The organism is Nitrospinota bacterium (genome assembly GCA_009873635.1).
Lineage (GTDB): Bacteria > Nitrospinota > Nitrospinia > Nitrospinales > VA-1 > LS-NOB.
In genome coordinates this window covers 89,265-106,919 of record WAHY01000003.1, presented here as the reverse complement: position 1 = coordinate 106,919, position 17,655 = coordinate 89,265, and the positions used below count along the sequence as shown (strand labels likewise).

At 43.4% G+C, this 17,655-nt stretch carries 16 protein-coding genes; 6 read left to right on the top strand and 10 right to left on the bottom strand.

Features of this window, described 5'->3' with window-relative positions:
* Positions 1-84 precede the first annotated feature (84 nt).
* Entirely contained in the window at positions 85-1,098 is a 1,014-nt protein-coding gene (locus F3741_03175; GenBank protein ID MZG29801.1) for a hypothetical protein, read from the top strand.
* A gap of 49 nt (positions 1,099-1,147) precedes the next feature.
* Here F3741_03175 and thiD read toward each other — a convergent pair whose 3' ends face one another.
* The 5 genes from thiD to F3741_03150 form a co-directional block, all read right to left on the bottom strand.
* Positions 1,148-2,476, bottom strand: a complete 1,329-nt coding sequence (gene thiD, locus F3741_03170; GenBank protein ID MZG29800.1) for a bifunctional hydroxymethylpyrimidine kinase/phosphomethylpyrimidine kinase — start codon at positions 2,474-2,476, stop codon at positions 1,148-1,150.
* A 125-nt stretch (positions 2,477-2,601) separates the two neighbouring features.
* Complete coding sequence (gene glmS / locus F3741_03165; GenBank protein ID MZG29799.1) at positions 2,602-4,422, bottom strand: glutamine--fructose-6-phosphate transaminase (isomerizing); 1,821 nt, start codon at positions 4,420-4,422, stop codon at positions 2,602-2,604.
* Between the two features lie 17 nt (positions 4,423-4,439).
* Positions 4,440-5,639, bottom strand: a complete 1,200-nt coding sequence (locus F3741_03160; GenBank protein ID MZG29798.1) for an NTP transferase domain-containing protein — start codon at positions 5,637-5,639, stop codon at positions 4,440-4,442.
* Between the two features lie 38 nt (positions 5,640-5,677).
* Entirely contained in the window at positions 5,678-6,427 is a 750-nt protein-coding gene (locus tag F3741_03155) for an NTP transferase domain-containing protein (protein ID MZG29797.1), read from the bottom strand.
* Positions 6,409-6,675, bottom strand: coding sequence for a Fis family transcriptional regulator (locus tag F3741_03150; GenBank protein MZG29796.1), 267 nt, complete (start codon positions 6,673-6,675; stop codon positions 6,409-6,411). Before F3741_03150 ends, F3741_03155 begins: the two co-directional genes overlap by 19 nt.
* 223 nt (positions 6,676-6,898) lie before the next feature.
* On the opposite strand from F3741_03150, the gene mtaB reads away from it, so the two are divergent.
* The 4 genes from mtaB to F3741_03130 are packed head-to-tail and all read left to right on the top strand — an operon-like array spanning position 6,899 to position 10,600.
* Positions 6,899-8,218: a tRNA (N(6)-L-threonylcarbamoyladenosine(37)-C(2))-methylthiotransferase MtaB gene (gene mtaB, locus F3741_03145; GenBank protein ID MZG29795.1), complete on the top strand. Its 1,320-nt coding sequence runs from the start codon at positions 6,899-6,901 to the stop codon at positions 8,216-8,218.
* Entirely contained in the window at positions 8,206-9,060 is an 855-nt protein-coding gene (locus F3741_03140; protein ID MZG29794.1) for an SAM-dependent chlorinase/fluorinase, read from the top strand. The genes mtaB and F3741_03140 overlap by 13 nt, the downstream gene beginning before the upstream one ends.
* Before the next feature lie 53 nt (positions 9,061-9,113).
* Positions 9,114-9,572, top strand: a complete 459-nt coding sequence (gene smpB, locus F3741_03135; GenBank protein MZG29793.1) for an SsrA-binding protein SmpB — start codon at positions 9,114-9,116, stop codon at positions 9,570-9,572.
* Positions 9,573-9,592: 20 nt separating this feature from the next.
* Entirely contained in the window at positions 9,593-10,600 is a 1,008-nt protein-coding gene (locus F3741_03130) for a methyltransferase (GenBank protein MZG29792.1), read from the top strand.
* A gap of 150 nt (positions 10,601-10,750) precedes the next feature.
* Here the strand turns inward: F3741_03130 and F3741_03125 are convergent, their stop codons facing one another.
* The 5 genes from F3741_03125 to F3741_03105 are packed head-to-tail and all read right to left on the bottom strand — an operon-like array spanning position 10,751 to position 15,812.
* The gene (locus F3741_03125; protein ID MZG29791.1) at positions 10,751-11,686 is read right to left on the bottom strand and encodes a DMT family transporter; all 936 of its coding nucleotides are present in this window, start codon (positions 11,684-11,686) and stop codon (positions 10,751-10,753) included.
* A gap of 51 nt (positions 11,687-11,737) precedes the next feature.
* Positions 11,738-12,370, bottom strand: coding sequence for an imidazole glycerol phosphate synthase subunit HisH (gene hisH / locus F3741_03120; GenBank protein MZG29790.1), 633 nt, complete (start codon positions 12,368-12,370; stop codon positions 11,738-11,740).
* Positions 12,371-12,958 carry an imidazoleglycerol-phosphate dehydratase HisB gene (gene hisB / locus F3741_03115; GenBank protein ID MZG29789.1) on the bottom strand — a complete coding sequence of 196 codons (588 nt, stop codon included), beginning with the start codon at positions 12,956-12,958 and terminating at the stop codon, positions 12,371-12,373. It lies immediately after the preceding gene.
* A complete protein-coding gene (gene dxs, locus F3741_03110; protein MZG29788.1) occupies positions 12,951-14,969 on the bottom strand; it encodes a 1-deoxy-D-xylulose-5-phosphate synthase in 2,019 nt (672 codons plus the stop codon). The genes hisB and dxs overlap by 8 nt, the downstream gene beginning before the upstream one ends.
* 15 nt (positions 14,970-14,984) lie before the next feature.
* Positions 14,985-15,812, bottom strand: a complete 828-nt coding sequence (locus F3741_03105; GenBank protein ID MZG29787.1) for a polyprenyl synthetase family protein — start codon at positions 15,810-15,812, stop codon at positions 14,985-14,987.
* 480 nt (positions 15,813-16,292) lie between these two features.
* On the opposite strand from F3741_03105, the gene F3741_03100 reads away from it, so the two are divergent.
* A complete protein-coding gene (locus tag F3741_03100) occupies positions 16,293-17,612 on the top strand; it encodes a sodium:proton antiporter (protein MZG29786.1) in 1,320 nt (439 codons plus the stop codon).
* Positions 17,613-17,655 lie beyond the last annotated feature (43 nt).

Sequence of the window (17,655 nt, the reverse complement as noted above, 5' to 3'; positions counted from 1 at the left end):
ACACATATCAAGCCCTCAGAGATTGAGGCAGAGGCTACTGATAAAGAAAAACAAAAACAGGCTGAAGAAAAAGCAAAAGCAAGGGTGACAGAACTTCTCGAAAAAGTTAAAGCGGGTGCAGACTTTGGAGAAGTTGCAAAAAAACATTCAGATGACCCTGCTTCAGGAGCCCAGGGAGGAAGCCTGGGTGAGTTCCCAAAAGGAACCATGGTCTCTGCTTTTGAATCCGCTTTGGACAAACTTGAGATTGGTGGAATAAGTGAACCAGTATTAACTCCTTTTGGCTACCACATAATTAAACTGGATGACAGGAAGGAAGAACGAATCAAGCCCCTGGAAGAAGTTCGCGAACAAGTCATTCAATCATTGAAACAAATTAAGGCGAGACAAAAAGTCAGAAGAACTGCCAGGCATATACATCAGGAAGCTGAAAAAAGTGGGGACTTGAAAACAGTTGCAGAAAAGTATCAGGTTCAGGCAACAATCAGTGAATTTTTCTCAAGAGAAAAACACAACCTCCCGGAAATAGGTGCTCAACCACAATTTTTCAATACGGCCTTCAGCATGGATAAAAACCAGGTCAGCCAACCCATAAATACACCCGAGGCATCATTCATTTTAAAATTGTCTGATACTAAAGAAGCCCATATTCCAGAATTACAAGAAGTCAAAAAAACTGTCGAGCAGGCTCTGACTGAAAAAGTCAATGAGGAGTTGACCTCCACCAAGTTCAAAGAGTTGGAACAAAAGCTGAAGCAGGAAAAAGACCTGGGTAAAATCATTGAGGGATTGGATCTAAGCGTCAAGCATACCCCATTCTTTAGTATGACAGATTCAATACCTGGGATTGGCAACATCAAGCAAATAAAGGAAATAGCTTTGGCAATGAAAGTAGGAGACACAGACTCCACGAAAATCAGGAACCGATTCTATCTATTTAAAAGAACAGGAAAGGAAGAAGCAGGAGAACCTGATAAAGAGAGCGAACAAAAAATCATCAAACAGATCAAAAAGGAAAAAAGCCAGCAAATGTTTCAGGAGTGGGTGGACAACATTAAAGACAGATCTGACATTATGATAGATAAAACCTTAATGTAGTTTTTATCTTTCCCGTAACCCGTCTAAAAAACCACACCCATTTTTTAAACTACCGCATTTTTTTATATAGTCGGTGAATTTTCAAAATTTTGTCTGTCAATGAGCTAATATCTTCAGCAATGACCCGTATCATCTCTTCTTTTCTTATCCCACCCAGATCATAAATAATATCCGGCACAGAGCCATAGCCAGTGAGTGCTTTCTGGGTTCCCCATTCCAGGGAGGAGCCTTCCCGCACCCTTACTTTCCTTGGCTCATCGGCTCTGCTAAAGGTAGCAATTTTGAACCGCAAACGTTTGCAAACTTTTAACAGCGCATCCGTGTATTTAATATTCATGACAGCGCGTTTTTCGGGGTCATGGCGCATGACAGTTAGAACGATATTGGCCACATGACGGGAGCCGCCAAACTCAGGCTCTGCACCTGTAAAAATATCATCACCATTTTTGATTATTCGCCCCGGGATGGCCAGGACATCTTCATGACATTTAGCCCCGCTGAGAGCCAAACCAATATTGGTTTGAACTTCGGGGATCAATGACCCTATTTTTTCATCTTTAAAAAGCTGGATCGCCTTTTGCAACCCCTTCAACAACTGAGCTTTTTCATTCTCCCTGTACAGCAAGGACAATGGTTCGACACTTGCTTTGCCATTTCCTGATATCATTTCTCCTTGAATAGCCCTTCCAACAAAGTCCTTAGCGTATTTGACCGCGGGTAACGTCTGCCTTCCAAAAGCTAAACCAGCAGCGATTGCAGATGAAAACACACAACCCGTACCATGAGGATCGGATTGGGAGAATCTCTCTGAACTTAAAATCTCCATTCCGTTTTTATCCAAAAAGAGGTCTTCTGGCTTTCCTTTCAGATGCCCACCCGTAATCACTACCGCGCGCGCACCTGATTTAAGGATTTTCCGTGCTGCACGTTTTCTGTCTGCCAAGTTACGAATTTTGATACCAGATAAAATTTCAGCTTCCCTGATGTTGGGAGTAACAATATGTGCAAGAGGCAGTAAACGCTCTTTCATCATATCTATCCCCTCAGTGGTCAGTAGTTTATGTCCTGACGAGGAAATAATAACTGGGTCAACAACCAGGTTTTTAATCCTGTAGCGCTTTATCAGCGAAGATACCTTCTCAACAATATGTTCATTACCCAACATACCTGTTTTCACAGACTGACACTTGCCATCTGAAAAGATAGATTTCAACTGGCTCTCCACAACGCTAACCGGCAAATCATCAACAGCCTGAACACCAAGGGTATTCTGAGAAGTGATTGAGGTAACCACTGTTTTACCAAACACTCCTAGAGCAGAAAAGGTTTTTAGATCGGCTTGTATACCGGCACCAGCCCCCGAGTCTGAGCCGGCTATAGATAATGCTGTTGCAGTTTTATCAGTCATAAAAGTCTCACTACCATGTAAGAAAAAAGTTAATAAAGGAAAGGACTAATGTAACAAACCGCTTCAAACCATGGCAATAAAATATTGGAATATCTTTAGCCCACAGTTACGGATTTGGCAAGAGATCGGGGTTTATCAATATTGCGCTTAAGGGATGTGGCAGTAAAATATGCAAATAATTGTCCAATGACCAATTGAATCAGAGGGGCTGTCAAAGGAGGTACTTTGGGAAGGATTAGTTCTTCACTATATAAATCCGGGTTTTTGCCCTGCTCGCTAAAGTGAATTCCAAGAACAAAACCTGACCGTGCTCGAATTTCCTCTACAGAGGACATCGTGGCTTCATAAAGAACTTTATCTTCCTGGGGAGGGATAAATACAATCGAAGAAACATCATCGTCAATCATTGCCAGTGTTCCGTGCTTCAGAAATCCACCTGGCATTCCTTCTGCGTGGACATAGGCCACCTCTTTCATTTTTAAAGCTGCTTCCAGGGCAATTGGATAATAAACCCCCCGACCCAAATAAAGCCAGTTGCGGGTTCCTGAATATTTATGAGCCAGACGATGAATGAAACCAGAACGTTCATTTAATATACCCTGAATAATTTCCGGCAGTTCCCGCAAAGACTGCAAATGCTTATCATAAACCTTTCTTGAGATGATCTTCTTTTTTAAAGAAAGCTTCATGGCCAACAAGGTGAGCACAACCATTTGAGATAAAGCCGCTTTGGTGCTGATCACGCATATCTCAGGTCCTGACCCTTGCAAAATGACTCTATCAACCAGCCGGGCTATGGATGAACCCATAACATTGACAACTGCCGCTGTGCTGGCTCCCTTTGATTTAGCATGCTTTAACGCAGATAAAGTGTCAAAGGTTTCACCAGATTGCGAAGCCGAAAAAACCAGTGAGTGTTTATCCAAATTAGCCAGCGACATAAATTCATCAGAGCTTACAGAAGGGAAAAACTCCCGGGCCAACTGGGAAAAAACATATTTGGCATATTTCGCAACATAAAAGGTCGTACCCACTCCAAGCAAATAAGAGGACTTTGATTTTTCAAACAACTTAACAACCTCATCCAGTCCCGAGGCCTCAAGGTCTAGAGCATTTGAAATAGTTTGAGGCTGCTCATAAATTTCCTTAAGCATGTAATGAGGATAACCACCTTTTTTTGATGTTTCGCTGTCCCATTCAATCTTAGCAATGGGTTTAGTGACTTCTTCTTTGCTTAAAAGATCTTTCACGACATAAGTGTCCCGAGAAAGAATCGCATATTCCCCATCATCAAGAATCACCGCATTTTTAGTGTGATCAATAAAAGCATTAAAATCTGAACCAATAAATTTAATCTCATCACCAATTCCCAGCATCAGGGGAGATTCTTTTTTAGCGCAAAAGATCTGATCCGGAAGGTATGATGAAATAAACGCTATCGCATAGGTTCCCTCAATGACATTCAGCATTTTCACAAAAGCTTTCTCGACATTGCGGCTACGTTTGTAAAATTTTTCCAAAAGGTGCGCCAGAATCTCAGTATCCGTTTCGGACGAAAACTTGAAACCTTCTTTTTGGAGCTGATCTCTCAAAGGTCGATAATTTGAGATAATCCCATTATGGACTACTGCAAAGTTTTTATTGCGAGATGTAAAAGGGTGGGTATTTTCCTGAGTTACTTTTCCATGAGTGGCCCAGCGTGTATGGGCAATACCTATCTTACTTTTATGTTGCAGGACATTGTGTTTGCGATAAAACTCTTCCACGCCTCCTATGTCTTTTTTGATAAGGAGACCTGTTTTATTCATCAGAGCAACACCACAAGAGTCATACCCCCTGTATTCAAGATTCCTGATACCCTCGAAAAGAAGGTCAGAAATATTTTTTAAACCAACTGCTCCGCTGATGCCGCACATAATCGTCCTGTTATTAATTATTTCACAGAGTAACAAGCGGGAATCATTTTACCCGGCGCAATCACCGTTCCGGGTTTAAGAGTGTTTCCAGCTCCAACAACAACCCCGTCACCTAAAAAAGCACCCAGTTTTTTCATACCCGTTATAATGGATCTTTTTCCATTTTTCACAGAAATCGGTTTCCAGTCCACGTTACGGTTCACGGTCATGCATCCTGCTCCCATATCCACATTTTCACCCAGCACGCTATCCCCGATAAAAGAAAGTCTGCCTATCTGTGTATTATCCATCACCACACAGTTTTTTAATTCCACACCACTTCCCACTGAACAATTTTTTGCAACTGAAGTATAACTTCTGACAAGGGAGTTGTTGCCGATATAGCTTCCCTCTCCTATGCAACAAGGCCCCTCCAGCACAGCGCCCGATTTAATGATCGCCCCATCTTCAACACGAACAACCCCTTGGAGAGTCACATTTGCTTCAAGCGTTGCCGTCTTGGCAATAGAGGTTTCTTGCCACGAGTCCATGATCATCCTGTTTGCCATCAAAATTTCCCATGGATAAACCACATCCAGCCAGTCATCCTCCCACATTGAAGCACGGAGCCCATCACCCGAGACCACTTTTTTCAATGCCTTCTCCATAGAGTTTCCAGAAGATTCGAGCAAGTTAAAAAAAGAAGCCGGCAAAATAAAAACACCCGATAAAACATAGTTCCCAAGGTTATTGCCTTTCGGCTTTTCAATAATTTTTGTGATCTCCATACGAGCATTCAGGAAAACATTGCCAAACATCTGGTTGGAGGGGGGAAGACATATAGAAGCAATCGGGCATTTGAAAGAATGAAAAGACTGCAAAGTTTTACTGAAAATATTTTCCGCGGTTAATATATCTCCATATGCCAGCAAGAAATATTCTCCAGGCAGTATTTTGCTTTTAACCTGCTGCACCGCATTCCCGATTCCAAGTTTTCGTTTTTGCTCAACATGATGCAAGTTCAAGCCATTGTTGTTAAGCTCTTGAAGTTGTTCCAACACCTTTTCTTTTTTATGACCTGCCACCACAAAGATATCGCTGATTCCCGCGCTTTTAAGCAAATCAAATGTATTATTCATTAAAGTACGCCCTGCAACCCCAACCATTGAAATAGGCCGAGTTTCTGAAAATGGGCTGAGATGAGTACCTTCACCTGCGGCAAGGATTATGGCTTTCATTTGAGAAGATCCTGATTAAGGTAGGATTAAGTTAGCTATTAAGGCTGTTGACGAATCTTCAGCAGCTGTTCCGCCCGGTCCAAATCATCTGGAGAGTTAATTCCCAATATCTCGTTCGTATCATGAGTCTGAGTTGCCCGAACAAGATGCCCCTTTTGAACCAGATATTCTATTGTATCGGTTAAATAGTATTCTGCCTGAGCATTATCCACATCAATAACCCCTAAGGCCTTAAAAAACAACTCATTATCAAAACAATATACCCCGGAGTTAAATTCGTCAACTTTTTTCTCAGCAACCGAAGCGTCTTTAAATTCAACGATTCTTAATACCGAGCCTTTGTCGTCGCGAATGATCCTGCCAAAATCATGCTGTCCACTGCTTTTAAGAGTCAGCATCGTGCATTTAGCTCCGCTTTCCTTATGCCCTGCAATCATTTTTTGCAGGGTGCCTGCACGAATCAATGGCATATCTCCACATAACACCAAAACGAGCCCTTTAAAGTTTTCCAGCTTCTCTTTTGCCTGTTGTGCGGCATGCCCCGTACCTAATTGCTCATGCTGAACGACAAACTCAACATCCCGATCTGCAAAAGCATCCTGAACCTGTTCAGCCTGATGACCCACCACTACGATTGTACGAGCAGGTTTTAGTTTGGAAGAAAGATCAAGTACATAGTGAAGAAGCGGGTGGCCAGCAACAGGCAGAAGAACTTTGGCTAGAGAAGATTTCATGCGGGTCCCCTTGCCCGCTGCTAATATAATGACCGCTAGGTCTTGTTGTTGCATTTAATTTTATATTCTGAGATTTTTTTCCTTAAAGTATTGCGGTTAATCCCCAGAATATTCGCAGCCTGAGTCTGGTTGCCGCCCGTTTCCTTCAAAACGATCTCAACCAGCGGTTTTTCAATGCCTCCCATGATCAATTCATGCAGATGACCATTATTTTTTTCATCCATTGCGCTAACGTATTGCCGGATGGATTTATCTAACCATTTTTCAAGGAATGTAGTGACTTGTTTCTGGGTTTTCTTCATAGCAGGAGGCTTCATTTCTTCCAAAATTTAATAATATTGACGTCCTCCCCAAAGACACGAATGGCTGAATGCGGGGATAGTAACAAACTCAAATCTAACGGTCAAGTAGGGACTCGTAGACTTTTTAAAACCATGCAATTACAAGTTGATTCCTCTCCAATTCATGGTCTAAGATGAAGAATAATTTCTTTTAAAGAAGAACTTTTCACACCATTTTTAAATTATGAAAGTCGCTTGCGTTACATTGGGGTGCCGGACCAACCAGCACGATACTGCGGAGATGCAGACCCTGCTTGAACAAGAGGGTTTCTCTATCGTCACGGGTAAAGAAAAAGCCGATGCCTATGTAATCAATACTTGCACAGTGACCCAACGGAGTGATTATAGTTCCCGTCTTGCCGTTAAAAAATCCCTGGCCATCAATCCTGAAGCTCTAGTCGTATTCACCGGATGCTACGCCCAGTTAAATCCTAAAGAAGCTTCCAAATTAGACGGGTTGGATATCGTTTTAGGGAATGCAGACAAGTTGGAAATCGCTAATCTTCTAAAATATAAGCTATTAAATCCAGAATCACCTTGGTTGAAAAGCTCAGACACTGAAATCATCATGTCTGACATTTACAAAGATCGGATATTTAGAACCATTCCTGTAAATAATTTTCAAGGAATGACCAAGGCTTTCATTAAAATCCAAACAGGTTGTGATGAAAAATGCTCATTCTGCACAGTTGTTAAAGCCCGGGGAAAATCAATCAGTGATTCGAGAGAAAATATCATATCCAACATTCATGAGGCGATCGGCTCAGGATTTAAGGAAATCACCCTTACTGGAATTAATCTGGGAACCTGGGGCATGGATAGGAAGGAAACATTTTCTTCCCTGGTTCAGGAAATCGTTGAAATTCCGGGAAATTTTCGAGTCCGGCTGAGCTCTATCAATCCAATGGAGATAGACAGCGACCTCATGCGACTAATCGCTGAATCTGAAAAACTATGTTCACACCTTCATATTCCACTGCAAAGTGGAGATGATAGAATCTTGAAATCTATGCGTAGAAATTATAACAGGGAACAATATCTCGAAGTAGCAGAACGTGCACTCAATATTATTCCAGGGCTGGGCCTTGGAGCAGATGTTATTGTTGGCTTTCCTGGTGAAACTGAAGAAGAATTTGAGAATACCCGCAGCCTCATAGAGCAATTACCATTCTCCTATCTGCATGTTTTTTCTTACTCACCACGCCGGGGCACAGAAGCTCATCAACTAAAAGACAATGTTCCCGGAAACATAAAAAAGCAAAGAAACCAGATTCTGACCCAATTGGTCAATAAAAAATCTCAAAGGATCCGCGAGAGTTTTTTAGGTAAACAGGAAACCGTCCTGGTTGAAAATCAACGCGATACAAAATCCGGGTGGCTCAAAGGACATACTGGCAATTACATTCCACTCACTTTTGAAGGCAGTGACTCTTTAAAGAACAGATTAGTGCCAGTCACCATAAACAGCGTTTCTCAAACCAGGGTCACGGGATGCGTCCAGTAATCACCCTCACCACCGATTTTGGCCTCGATGATCCTTTTGTCGGTATCATGAAAGGGGTCATTTTAAACATTGTGCCCGATGCCCAGATTGTAGACATAACGCATGAAATTGAGCCACAGAATATCACGCAGGCGGCTTTGATCCTGAACGCCGCCTATCCCTGGTTTCCCAGAAAAACCGTTCACGTAGTTGTTGTTGATCCAGGTGTAGGAGGTAACATTACGAACAAAGAAAAGAGTTCTGGAAAATCATCTGAAAAAAAACCAGGTGGCCCTGGTCCGGTAATCAGAAGAGCCATGGTGGTACAGTCCAAATTCCAGACTTTTGTCGGGCCTGATAATGGGGTGCTCACCCCAGTCCTCTTCCGTGAAAGCAGAGCCTACGAAATCACCAATAAAAAATATATTCATAGAAATGTCTCCAATACATTTCATGGACGTGATGTATTTGCTCCCTGTGCAGGGTGGATTGCCAGTGGAGTCCAGCATTCCAAAGTTGGACCCAGAGTATTGAAACCGGTACGCATTGATCTCCCACAACCCACACTAAAAGGATCAACGCTTCACGGTGAGATTATCCATATAGATCACTTCGGCAATCTCACCACCAGTTTTTCTTCAGATATTATCCAGGAAACCTTTAGTGCTTCCGACGCAATAAAAGTACAAATAGGAAAACATCGTATTGATGGCCTCGTAACCGGTTATTACCAGATGAAACCTGGACAACCCGGGGCTATCATTAATAGCTGGAATCATCTGGAAATTTTCTATCGAGAAGACAACGCCAGGAAAAAATTAAAAGCACGAATTGGACAATCCGTAACATTGAAAGCCAACTAGGTCACTTTTGTGGAAGGCTCACAAAGTAGAGCCCGCCTACCAGGTTATTTATCGTGAACGACATCAAAATCATATGCCAAAACAAAAAGGCCCGGCACGACTATTCTATTGAAGACTCGATGGAGGCAGGAATTGTGTTGAAAGGTACTGAGGTGAAGTCCCTGAGAAATGGCAAAGCAAATCTCGTCGACAGTTATGCCCTGATTGAAGGTGAAGAAGCCTGGTTGCTCAATTTTCATATTGATGCATATACCCCAGCCACCCAGTTCAACCACCATCCAATGAGAAAACGGAAACTGCTCTTGCATAAAAAGGAAATAAATAAGCTCATTGGAAAGACACAGGAAAAAGGGTGCACCCTGGTTCCTCTTAAAGTTTATTTTAAAAACGGGAAAGCCAAGGTAGATTTAGGTATTGCTAAAGCAAAAAAACTTTACGACAAACGCGCCACCATCAAAAAGCGCGAATCTGATCGAGAAATTGACCGGGCAATGAAGACCAGAAACCGGTAAGTAATAGAAAAGTATCCGCAATGGAAATGGATAAAATGATAGGTAAAATTCTGGAAGGTTACCAGCCAGCATGTGTAGTTATGGCGGCTAACGAATTAAAGCTGTTCGATAAACTCACTAATCCAATAACTGCCGGGCAGGTCGCAAGTGATTTAAACCTGAACCCTGAAGCCACCGAACGATTGCTCAATGCCCTGACTTCATTAGAAATTATCTCCAAAGAAAATCAAAACTATCATCTACCAGAGTCCGCCCATGAATATTTAACAACGGGCGGCAGTCATTCTCTTCAGCAGTGGATCCAGCTCTCAGCGGACCTTTTCCCGATTTGGGGACAACTTTCTACTTTTATCAAATCCGGTATTCTAATTAAAAGTATTATGGAAATGCTTGGCGGTGACCCTCACAAAATGAGGGCATTCACCGATGCCATGCACGACAAGGCACTCAAAGCGACCTGGATGATTGCACGCGAAATTCCTGTGGGTGATGCAAACACAATGCTGGATATAGGGGGTGGGCCAGGAACTTATTCACTCGAGTGGTGCAAACTTCACAGCCATCTTAAAGCGACCGTATTCGATATCGCGCCGGTCCTGAAAGTCGCCAAAAACTATATAGAGTCCTACCGGTTACAAGATCGAGTTAATACTAAGGCAGGAGATTTTCATAAAGATGACCTGGGTGACAGCCAATACGACCTGGTACTCATGGCAAATATCCTGCACATGTATGATGCTGACATGAGCCGGGCCCTGGTCACTAAAGCAGTGCAAGCTGTTAAACCGGGCGGTCGTATTGTTATCCACGGTTTCTGTACCGATGAAAATCAGACTGGACCGCTGGGTGATACCTTGTTCAGTTTGAATATTGGCATGTTGACGGAAGGAGGTAGAGCACACCCCGTCCAGGAAAAAATAGAATGGCTTAAGGGAACCGGTGCTTCCGATATACGCCATTTCAGAATCGACGCAATCCCAACAGGTGTTGTAACCGGGATTCGGCCAGAGAGCAATAAGTCTCATTAGCGAAAAAAGCTGTCGGAGTGCAATCAAGTTCGTGCTTACTTCCTCCTTCGGATAGCAGTCATTTGTAACATATATCGCTGGGAGCTATAAATATTTCCTGCTGACTGGATAAATTGGCTCGAGACAGCCTAAACGCCTTAAACAATTTTCTCAAGGTGTTGCTGCCCTTTGATAGACCACCAGTACCACACCAGAAACAGCAATCACTCCTCCTAAATAACCCAATGCCCCAACTGGTTCTGTTTGCAAACCCGCAAAACCCATTTTAGGGAGAATACTCATTCCAAAAAGGGTTATAAGCGGATTAAGACTAATAATGACACTGATCAAGGCCAGGGGAAGATATTTAACCGCTTCAGCCAGAGCACCATAAGCAAGTAGAGTGTTGACCCCACAAAATATTAGTGACAACCAGGCAGTTATACCAGCCCTGGTAAAATCTACCCATTCCACTCCCCCTATCAACGTAAATGTCGCAACACCATAAACCAAAAGATTTAAGGATTGAGCTCCATATTGTCGGTTTAGAAATTTTTGTGAGACCATATATCCCACCCAAATCAAACCCGCCGTGACAATTAAAAAGTCAGCGAAGTAATAGTCGCTTGCATCTTGAATTCGGCTTAGTTGATCATGAAAAAACAAGGAAAGACCGCTTACAACGATGAAGATACCCAGAATCTGTCTAAGTGCCAAACGCTCATTGAATACATAAACACCTGCCAATACCAGAAATACCGAGGCAGTTTGAATCAGAACCGCCATATTTGAAGGTCCGCTCAATTCCACCGCCAATGTTACCCAATAATAATTCGCAGAAAGGCAGGCACCGCCAAGGATTCCCATCCATGGAGGTTTTCTAAGGATATAAAATGGTTGATCCATTTTCCATTGCAGAATTATTGCTAGGACAAGAAATGCAAATAAAAACCGGAACCAGGAGATCGTACCAGCTTGAAAATCCTGAAGGGAAATTTTGAGAAAAATTGGCAGAACCCCCCAAAGAAACATGGTAATAAGGGAAAGTATTATCCCCGTCAGATAACAAGATGTCTTTAAGGATAGTAGTTTTCCAAGTTGAGGCATGGTTTACTCGACTGGACCAAACTTAATGGGCTTAAGCCCTAATTCACATAGTTAGTGCTGAAGCTTAGAAAAGTTTTTCAGAAGGGTGAGACCCAATCGTTGGCTTTTTTCCGGGTGAAATTGAAACGCGTGAATGTTTTCGTGATGGATGCCAGAGGTAAACTCGATCCCGTACTGAGTTGTTGTTGCAACAATTTCGTGGTTTTGCGGGACAATATAATAAGAATGCACAAAATAAAAATAGGAATCATCTGCCACCGAGTCAAACAATGGATTGCCGGAGACTGCATGAACCGTGTTCCATCCCATATGGGGAATTTTTAATGGTTCACCAGAGTCAGATTTGGGCTGAGCATCTTTAAACCCCACTACTTTTCCAGGAAGAATACCCAACCCATTAACCTGACCAAATTCTTCGCTCTGACTAAACAGAAGTTGCAACCCGAGACATATTCCCAAAAACGGCTTACCACTCTTAACAGATTGATGAACAGTATCAATGAGATTCAACTTCTCAAGGTTGGACATGCAATCCTTGAATGCGCCAACACCGGGGAGCACCACAGATTTTGCTGAAAGAATTTTCTGTGAATCACTGGTTATAATTGCCTCGGCACCCACTGCCTCAAAACCTTTTTGGACAGAACGGAGATTACCCATTCCGTAGTCAATTATAGCTATCAACTATAAGGTTCCTTTGGTAGAGGGCACATCTCCGGACCTGGGGTCCATCGTGCAAGCTGAGTCTAAAGCACGGGCAAAGGATTTGAATAGAGCTTCTGTTATATGGTGAAGATTATTCCAATAGGGTGAGTTGAAATGCAAAGTCGTGTCGCTGTTCGCTGCAAATGCCTGGAAAAACTCTGAAACCAGCTCGACATCAAACTCACCAAGCTTGGCTTTAGGAAGTTCCAGGTTAAAAACAAAATAAGCCCTTCCACTAATATCGACAATACATTGGGCCAAGGCTTCATTCAGCGGAACATTGGCTTCCGCAAACCTTCTTATTCCCTTTTTGTCCCCTAATGCTTCCTTAAAAGCCTGTCCAACAGCGATCCCTATATCTTCCACTGTATGGTGAAAGTCTATGTGAGTGTCGCCTTGGGCTTTTACTGTCAGGTCAAAATAGCCGTGCCTGGCCAATTGGGACAACATGTGGTCTAAAAAAGGTACAGGAGTCTTAATATCCTGAACCCCGGTACCATCAAGATTCAGGCTGACCTCAATTTGTGTCTCGCTTGTGGAGCGCTTAACGTGGGAAGTTCTAGCCATTCAGAGGTTGCTTTACCTTTGTGCCTGCTTTTTTACCATTTCCAGAATAGGAAACTTTTTCACCATTCGTAGATTGAGATTTCTTGCAATTATCGACCACCCATTCTTTTCCGTTGCCAGAAGCCGCCATCTCGGCAACCGCTCCATAAAAAGACATAATGGTTTCAAACATACCATCCGAGTCCAGCTTTAAAATCTTACGCTGTATAGCAGGAGCTCCGTGCTCGAGAACCATATCACCCAGCCCTATACACTTGACAGGAACGTTGAAAATCTCTTCTTCCTGCAAAGCTTCCAGAACAGCAGACCCAAAGCCGCCTTTCAAGGAATGCTCCTCAGTGGTTATCAGACATCTGGCTTTGAGTGCGTATTTGACAATCAAATCTTTATCAACAGGTTTGGCAAACCGGGCATTAATAACGGCAACACTTACACCTTCTTTCTCAAATTTTTCCGCTACGGCCTGAGCCCAGGCTACAGTATTGCCATATGCAATGATGGCGATGTCCGATCCATCTCGGATGACTTCTCCCTTACCAATCTCAAGCTCTTTGATTTCAGGGTCAAGAGGCATTCCCAAACCGGGGCCACGTGGATATCTAAGAGCGGCTGGCCCAGGATGATTGATTGCTGTTTTCAGCATATGCCTCATTTCATTTTCATCCTTTGGCGCCATGACGACCATGTTTGGTAACGTGCGGAGAAACGCAATATCGTACAGCCCTTGATGCGTAGCACCATCTTCTCCAACTATTCCTGCCCTGTCCATGGCAAACGTAACAGGGAGGTTCATCAGGCAAATATCGTGAACCACCTGGTCGTATGCCCTCTGCAAGAAAGTTGAGTAAATAGCTACCACTGGAAGAAATCCCTCAATCGAGAGAGCTCCGGCAAAAGCTACGCCATGCTGTTCAGCCATGCCGACATCAAATGTCCTTTCCGGAAACACCTTGCCAAACTTGCTGATCCCTGTCCCGTCCGGCATCGCCGCTGTAATACCAACAACTTTTTCGTTTTCTTCCGCCAGTTGAATCAGCGCATCCGCAAATACATTTGTATAAGCAGGGTTGGCCTTCTTCTTATGAAATTCTCCAGTAGAAACATTGAAAGGTTTGGCACCATGCCAGACATCCGCCTTCTCTTCTGCCTGCTCATATCCTTTACCCTTACGGGTAATAACATGCATCAAGGTAGGACCTTCCAAATCCTTTACAGTACTGAAGGATTCTGTCAAGGCTTTAACATCATGGCCATCAATGGGCCCAACATAACGAAAGCCCAGGTCTTCAAACAGACGACCTGGAATGAAAACACCTTTAATGGCCTCATCAATCTTATGCGCATACCGGTTGATTTCCTTGCCAATGCCTGGAACAGCCAACAGGAGCTGACCCACCTCCTGCTTGATTTTCAACATAACCTGCCCAGTCATGATCTTACTGAGATGCGCAGACATTCCACCAACGTTAGCAGAGATGGACATTTCATTATCATTGAGCACAACGATCATATCATTTTGAATATGGCCGGTATGGTTAAGTCCTTCAAAAGCCATTCCCGCAGTCAGAGAACCATCTCCAATCACGGCAATCACATCATTATCTTCGTTTTTAAGATCCCTGGCCTTCGCAAATGCAAGCGCTGCAGAAATAGAAGTTCCTCCGTGCCCGCAATTCCAGTGGTCGTGTTCACTTTCTTCTCGTTTAGTGAAGCCACTCAAACCCTCATGCTGGCGAAGGGTATTGAACCTGTCTTTTCTTCCAGTCAACAATTTATGGACATAAGACTGATGCCCCACATCCCAGATAAATTTATCCTTTGGGCTATTAAAGACGTAATGCATTGCCAAAGTCAGTTCAACTACGCCCAGATTTGAAGAGAGATGTCCACCGGTCTCAGAAATGGACTCTAATAACATGTCACGGATTTCCCGAGCAAGAAGAGGCAATTCTTCGATCGATAGTTTTTTCAAATCTGCGGGACTGTCAACACGGCTTAAGAACTTACTCATAGGGGTCCCAGTCAATTAAAATGTTCGCTGCACAAAGAATCGGGCAATCTCCCTCAGAGGGTCCGCCCGATCATCAAATTCTTCTAAACAAACCAAACTTTCCTCTACCAACTGATCAGCTTTCCGGCGAGATTCTTCCAACCCATAAAGAGCCGGGTAAGTTGCCTTGTCTTTATCCAGGTCGCTCCCTATTTCCTTACCCAGTTGTTTTTCATCCCCTGTAATATCGAGAATGTCATCAATAATCTGGAAAGCCAATCCGATATGTGCTCCATAACGGGACAATGCTTTCAATTGACGGGAAGTGGCCTGTCCAAGCATACCACCGCACCGGATACAAGCTCTAATCAAAAACCCTGTTTTATAAATATGAATATATTCCAGGGTTTCCGCGTCGATAGGTTTACCCTCTGACTCAAGGTCAACCACCTGACCGCCTATCATACCTTTAGACCCTAATGCTGAAGCCATCTCATGACTTGCATTAAGAATACACTCTGGCGGAACCGACTCCATCCCCGCCGACCGGGTCATCAGAATAAAAGCTTCAGTGAGTAACGCATCGCCCGCTAAAATCGCTACAGCCTCACCAAAAACTTTATGGTTTGTAGGTTTCCCCCTTCGCAGGTCATCATTATCCAAAGCAGGGAGATCGTCGTGAATCAGGGTATACGTGTGAATCAATTCAGCAGCTACTGCAAATGGCAAAACTGCTTTCCGGTCTCCCCCTACCGCCTCTGCAGCGGCCATCACCAAAACAGGGCGTAACCTCTTCCCTCCTGCCAGGAGACTGTAGTGCATCGCTTTATGGATGACTTCAGGATAGGCCGTCTCCTCGGGCAAAAGATTCAGTATCCCTTCTTCAACCAGCTTTTTACCTTCAGAAAGGTACTGAGATGCAGATAAACCGTTCAATAAATCAATTAATAATTGTTATCGAGGGCAAAACCTATTAAAACCTACCGCTAAAAATCTTAACACATAATCCAAAACAGTCAACTTTATTGTTGGTCGTCTGACAATGGGGGAAATCCTTAATTTATAAGTTGTTGAAGCCACATCTCGACTTGATATTTTTGGTGGAATATGGCTCTCAGAGCGATCAAATCTTAGCCTGGCTACCTGTATCGCTTCCAAAAATAGCCACTTTTTCACTTTTTTGTCCATGTTGACAAATGCTTGTAATTCCCAACATGTTGAATTATCATGACATATCAATATCTTTAAAGAAATCAGCTTGTTGAGTACACCTTTATCAAGGTCAGGGCGATTTCAACTGCTACGCTTGGACCAATTGTTCAACTTTTTCAATAGGACCAAAGAATGCATAGTCTTACTGATGCCTGGGTCGGATATACGTGCCTAATCTGTTTTTGTCTAGCCTACACTCTAGTTATATTCGAAGAGCAAATCCATATGCGGAAGTCCAAGCCGGTCATATTGATCGGTTGTTTCATGTGGGCTCTAATTGGTCTCTATGAAGCTCAACATGGTGGAGGACACGCTCACGATCATGTTAAAGAATTGATTGCTGAAATCGGCGAACTCTTCTTCTTCCTTTTAGTAGCCATGACTTACATAAATACCCTTGATGAAAGAAATGTATTTAGAGCATTAAAGGGGTGGTTACTTAAAAAAGGTCTGGGGTTTAAAAAGTTATTCTGGGCAACAGGGGGAATTACATTCCTGCTTTCTCCAATTGCTGACAACTTAACAAGTGCCCTCTTGATGTCGACCGTGGCGCTTGCGGTCAGCAATGGCAACGGACGTTTCATCGTTCCCGCATTTGTCAACATTGTGGTCGCGGCAAACGCAGGAGGCGCCTGGAGCCCTTTTGGAGATATAACCACCTTGATGGTCTGGACGTCAGGGAAAGTTCAAACTATGGAATTTTCTTATTTACTACTTCCTTCATTAATCAACTGGATCATACCAGCGGGTATCATGTATTTCTGGATACCTGATGAAACGCCGGAGCCTGAAGCGGAAGCAGTACATTTGAAAGCCGGAGCCAAGTTCATCATTGGGCTGGGAATCTTCACCGTTGCCACAGCAGTGTCTTTTCATCAATTCCTGCATCTGCCTCCTTTTCTTGGGATGATGTTTGGGCTCGGTCTGTTGATGATTAAAGGTTACTATTTAAAGCGCTGGGGAGAGAAAAGGCATCTTGAAAAAATGGGCATTGCTAAAGATCGAAGAACACGACACCGCTTTGATATCTTCACAAAAGTCGAAGGCGTAGAATTTGACACCCTGCTTTTCTTTTTCGGAGTTCTTACGGCAGTTGGCGCACTGCAATACATTGGCTACCTGGCAATGATCAGCGAAAACATGTATGGGAACCTGGGCCCGACTACCTCTAATATTCTGGTGGGAGTCCTCTCTGCAATTGTTGACAACATCCCTGTCATGTATGCAGTTCTGAAAATGAGTCCGGAAATGGGTCTCGACCAATGGATTTTAATCACATTGACCGCGGGAGTTGGTGGTAGCCTGCTATCTGTTGGTTCTGCTGCAGGAGTAGCAGTAATGGGGGTTGACCGTGAACATTATACATTCATGTCGCATTTAAAATGGGCGCCAGCTATTGCTCTTGGCTATATAGCCAGCATATTTACCTGGTACATGGTTACACCCCACTAACAACTTAGGCGGAGCAAAGAGGTTGCTCCGCCTCATTATTGTT

Excerpts from the sequence above, each read along its gene's own strand:
- glmS (MZG29799.1), bottom strand. The coding sequence starts at position 4,422 with ATGTGCGGCATCAGCGGAGCAGTTGGTTTAAAAAATATTTCTGACCTT.
- F3741_03160 (MZG29798.1), bottom strand. The coding sequence starts at position 5,639 with ATGAAAGCCATAATCCTTGCCGCAGGTGAAGGTACTCATCTCAGCCCA.
- F3741_03155 (MZG29797.1), bottom strand. The coding sequence starts at position 6,427 with ATGCAACAACAAGACCTAGCGGTCATTATATTAGCAGCGGGCAAGGGG.
- F3741_03150 (MZG29796.1), bottom strand. The coding sequence starts at position 6,675 with ATGAAGAAAACCCAGAAACAAGTCACTACATTCCTTGAAAAATGGTTA.
- mtaB (MZG29795.1), top strand. The coding sequence starts at position 6,899 with ATGAAAGTCGCTTGCGTTACATTGGGGTGCCGGACCAACCAGCACGAT.
- F3741_03140 (MZG29794.1), top strand. The coding sequence starts at position 8,206 with ATGCGTCCAGTAATCACCCTCACCACCGATTTTGGCCTCGATGATCCT.
- F3741_03130 (MZG29792.1), top strand. The coding sequence starts at position 9,593 with ATGGAAATGGATAAAATGATAGGTAAAATTCTGGAAGGTTACCAGCCA.
- F3741_03125 (MZG29791.1), bottom strand. The coding sequence starts at position 11,686 with ATGCCTCAACTTGGAAAACTACTATCCTTAAAGACATCTTGTTATCTG.
- hisB (MZG29789.1), bottom strand. The coding sequence starts at position 12,958 with ATGGCTAGAACTTCCCACGTTAAGCGCTCCACAAGCGAGACACAAATT.
- dxs (MZG29788.1), bottom strand. The coding sequence starts at position 14,969 with ATGAGTAAGTTCTTAAGCCGTGTTGACAGTCCCGCAGATTTGAAAAAA.
- F3741_03100 (MZG29786.1), top strand. The coding sequence starts at position 16,293 with ATGCATAGTCTTACTGATGCCTGGGTCGGATATACGTGCCTAATCTGT.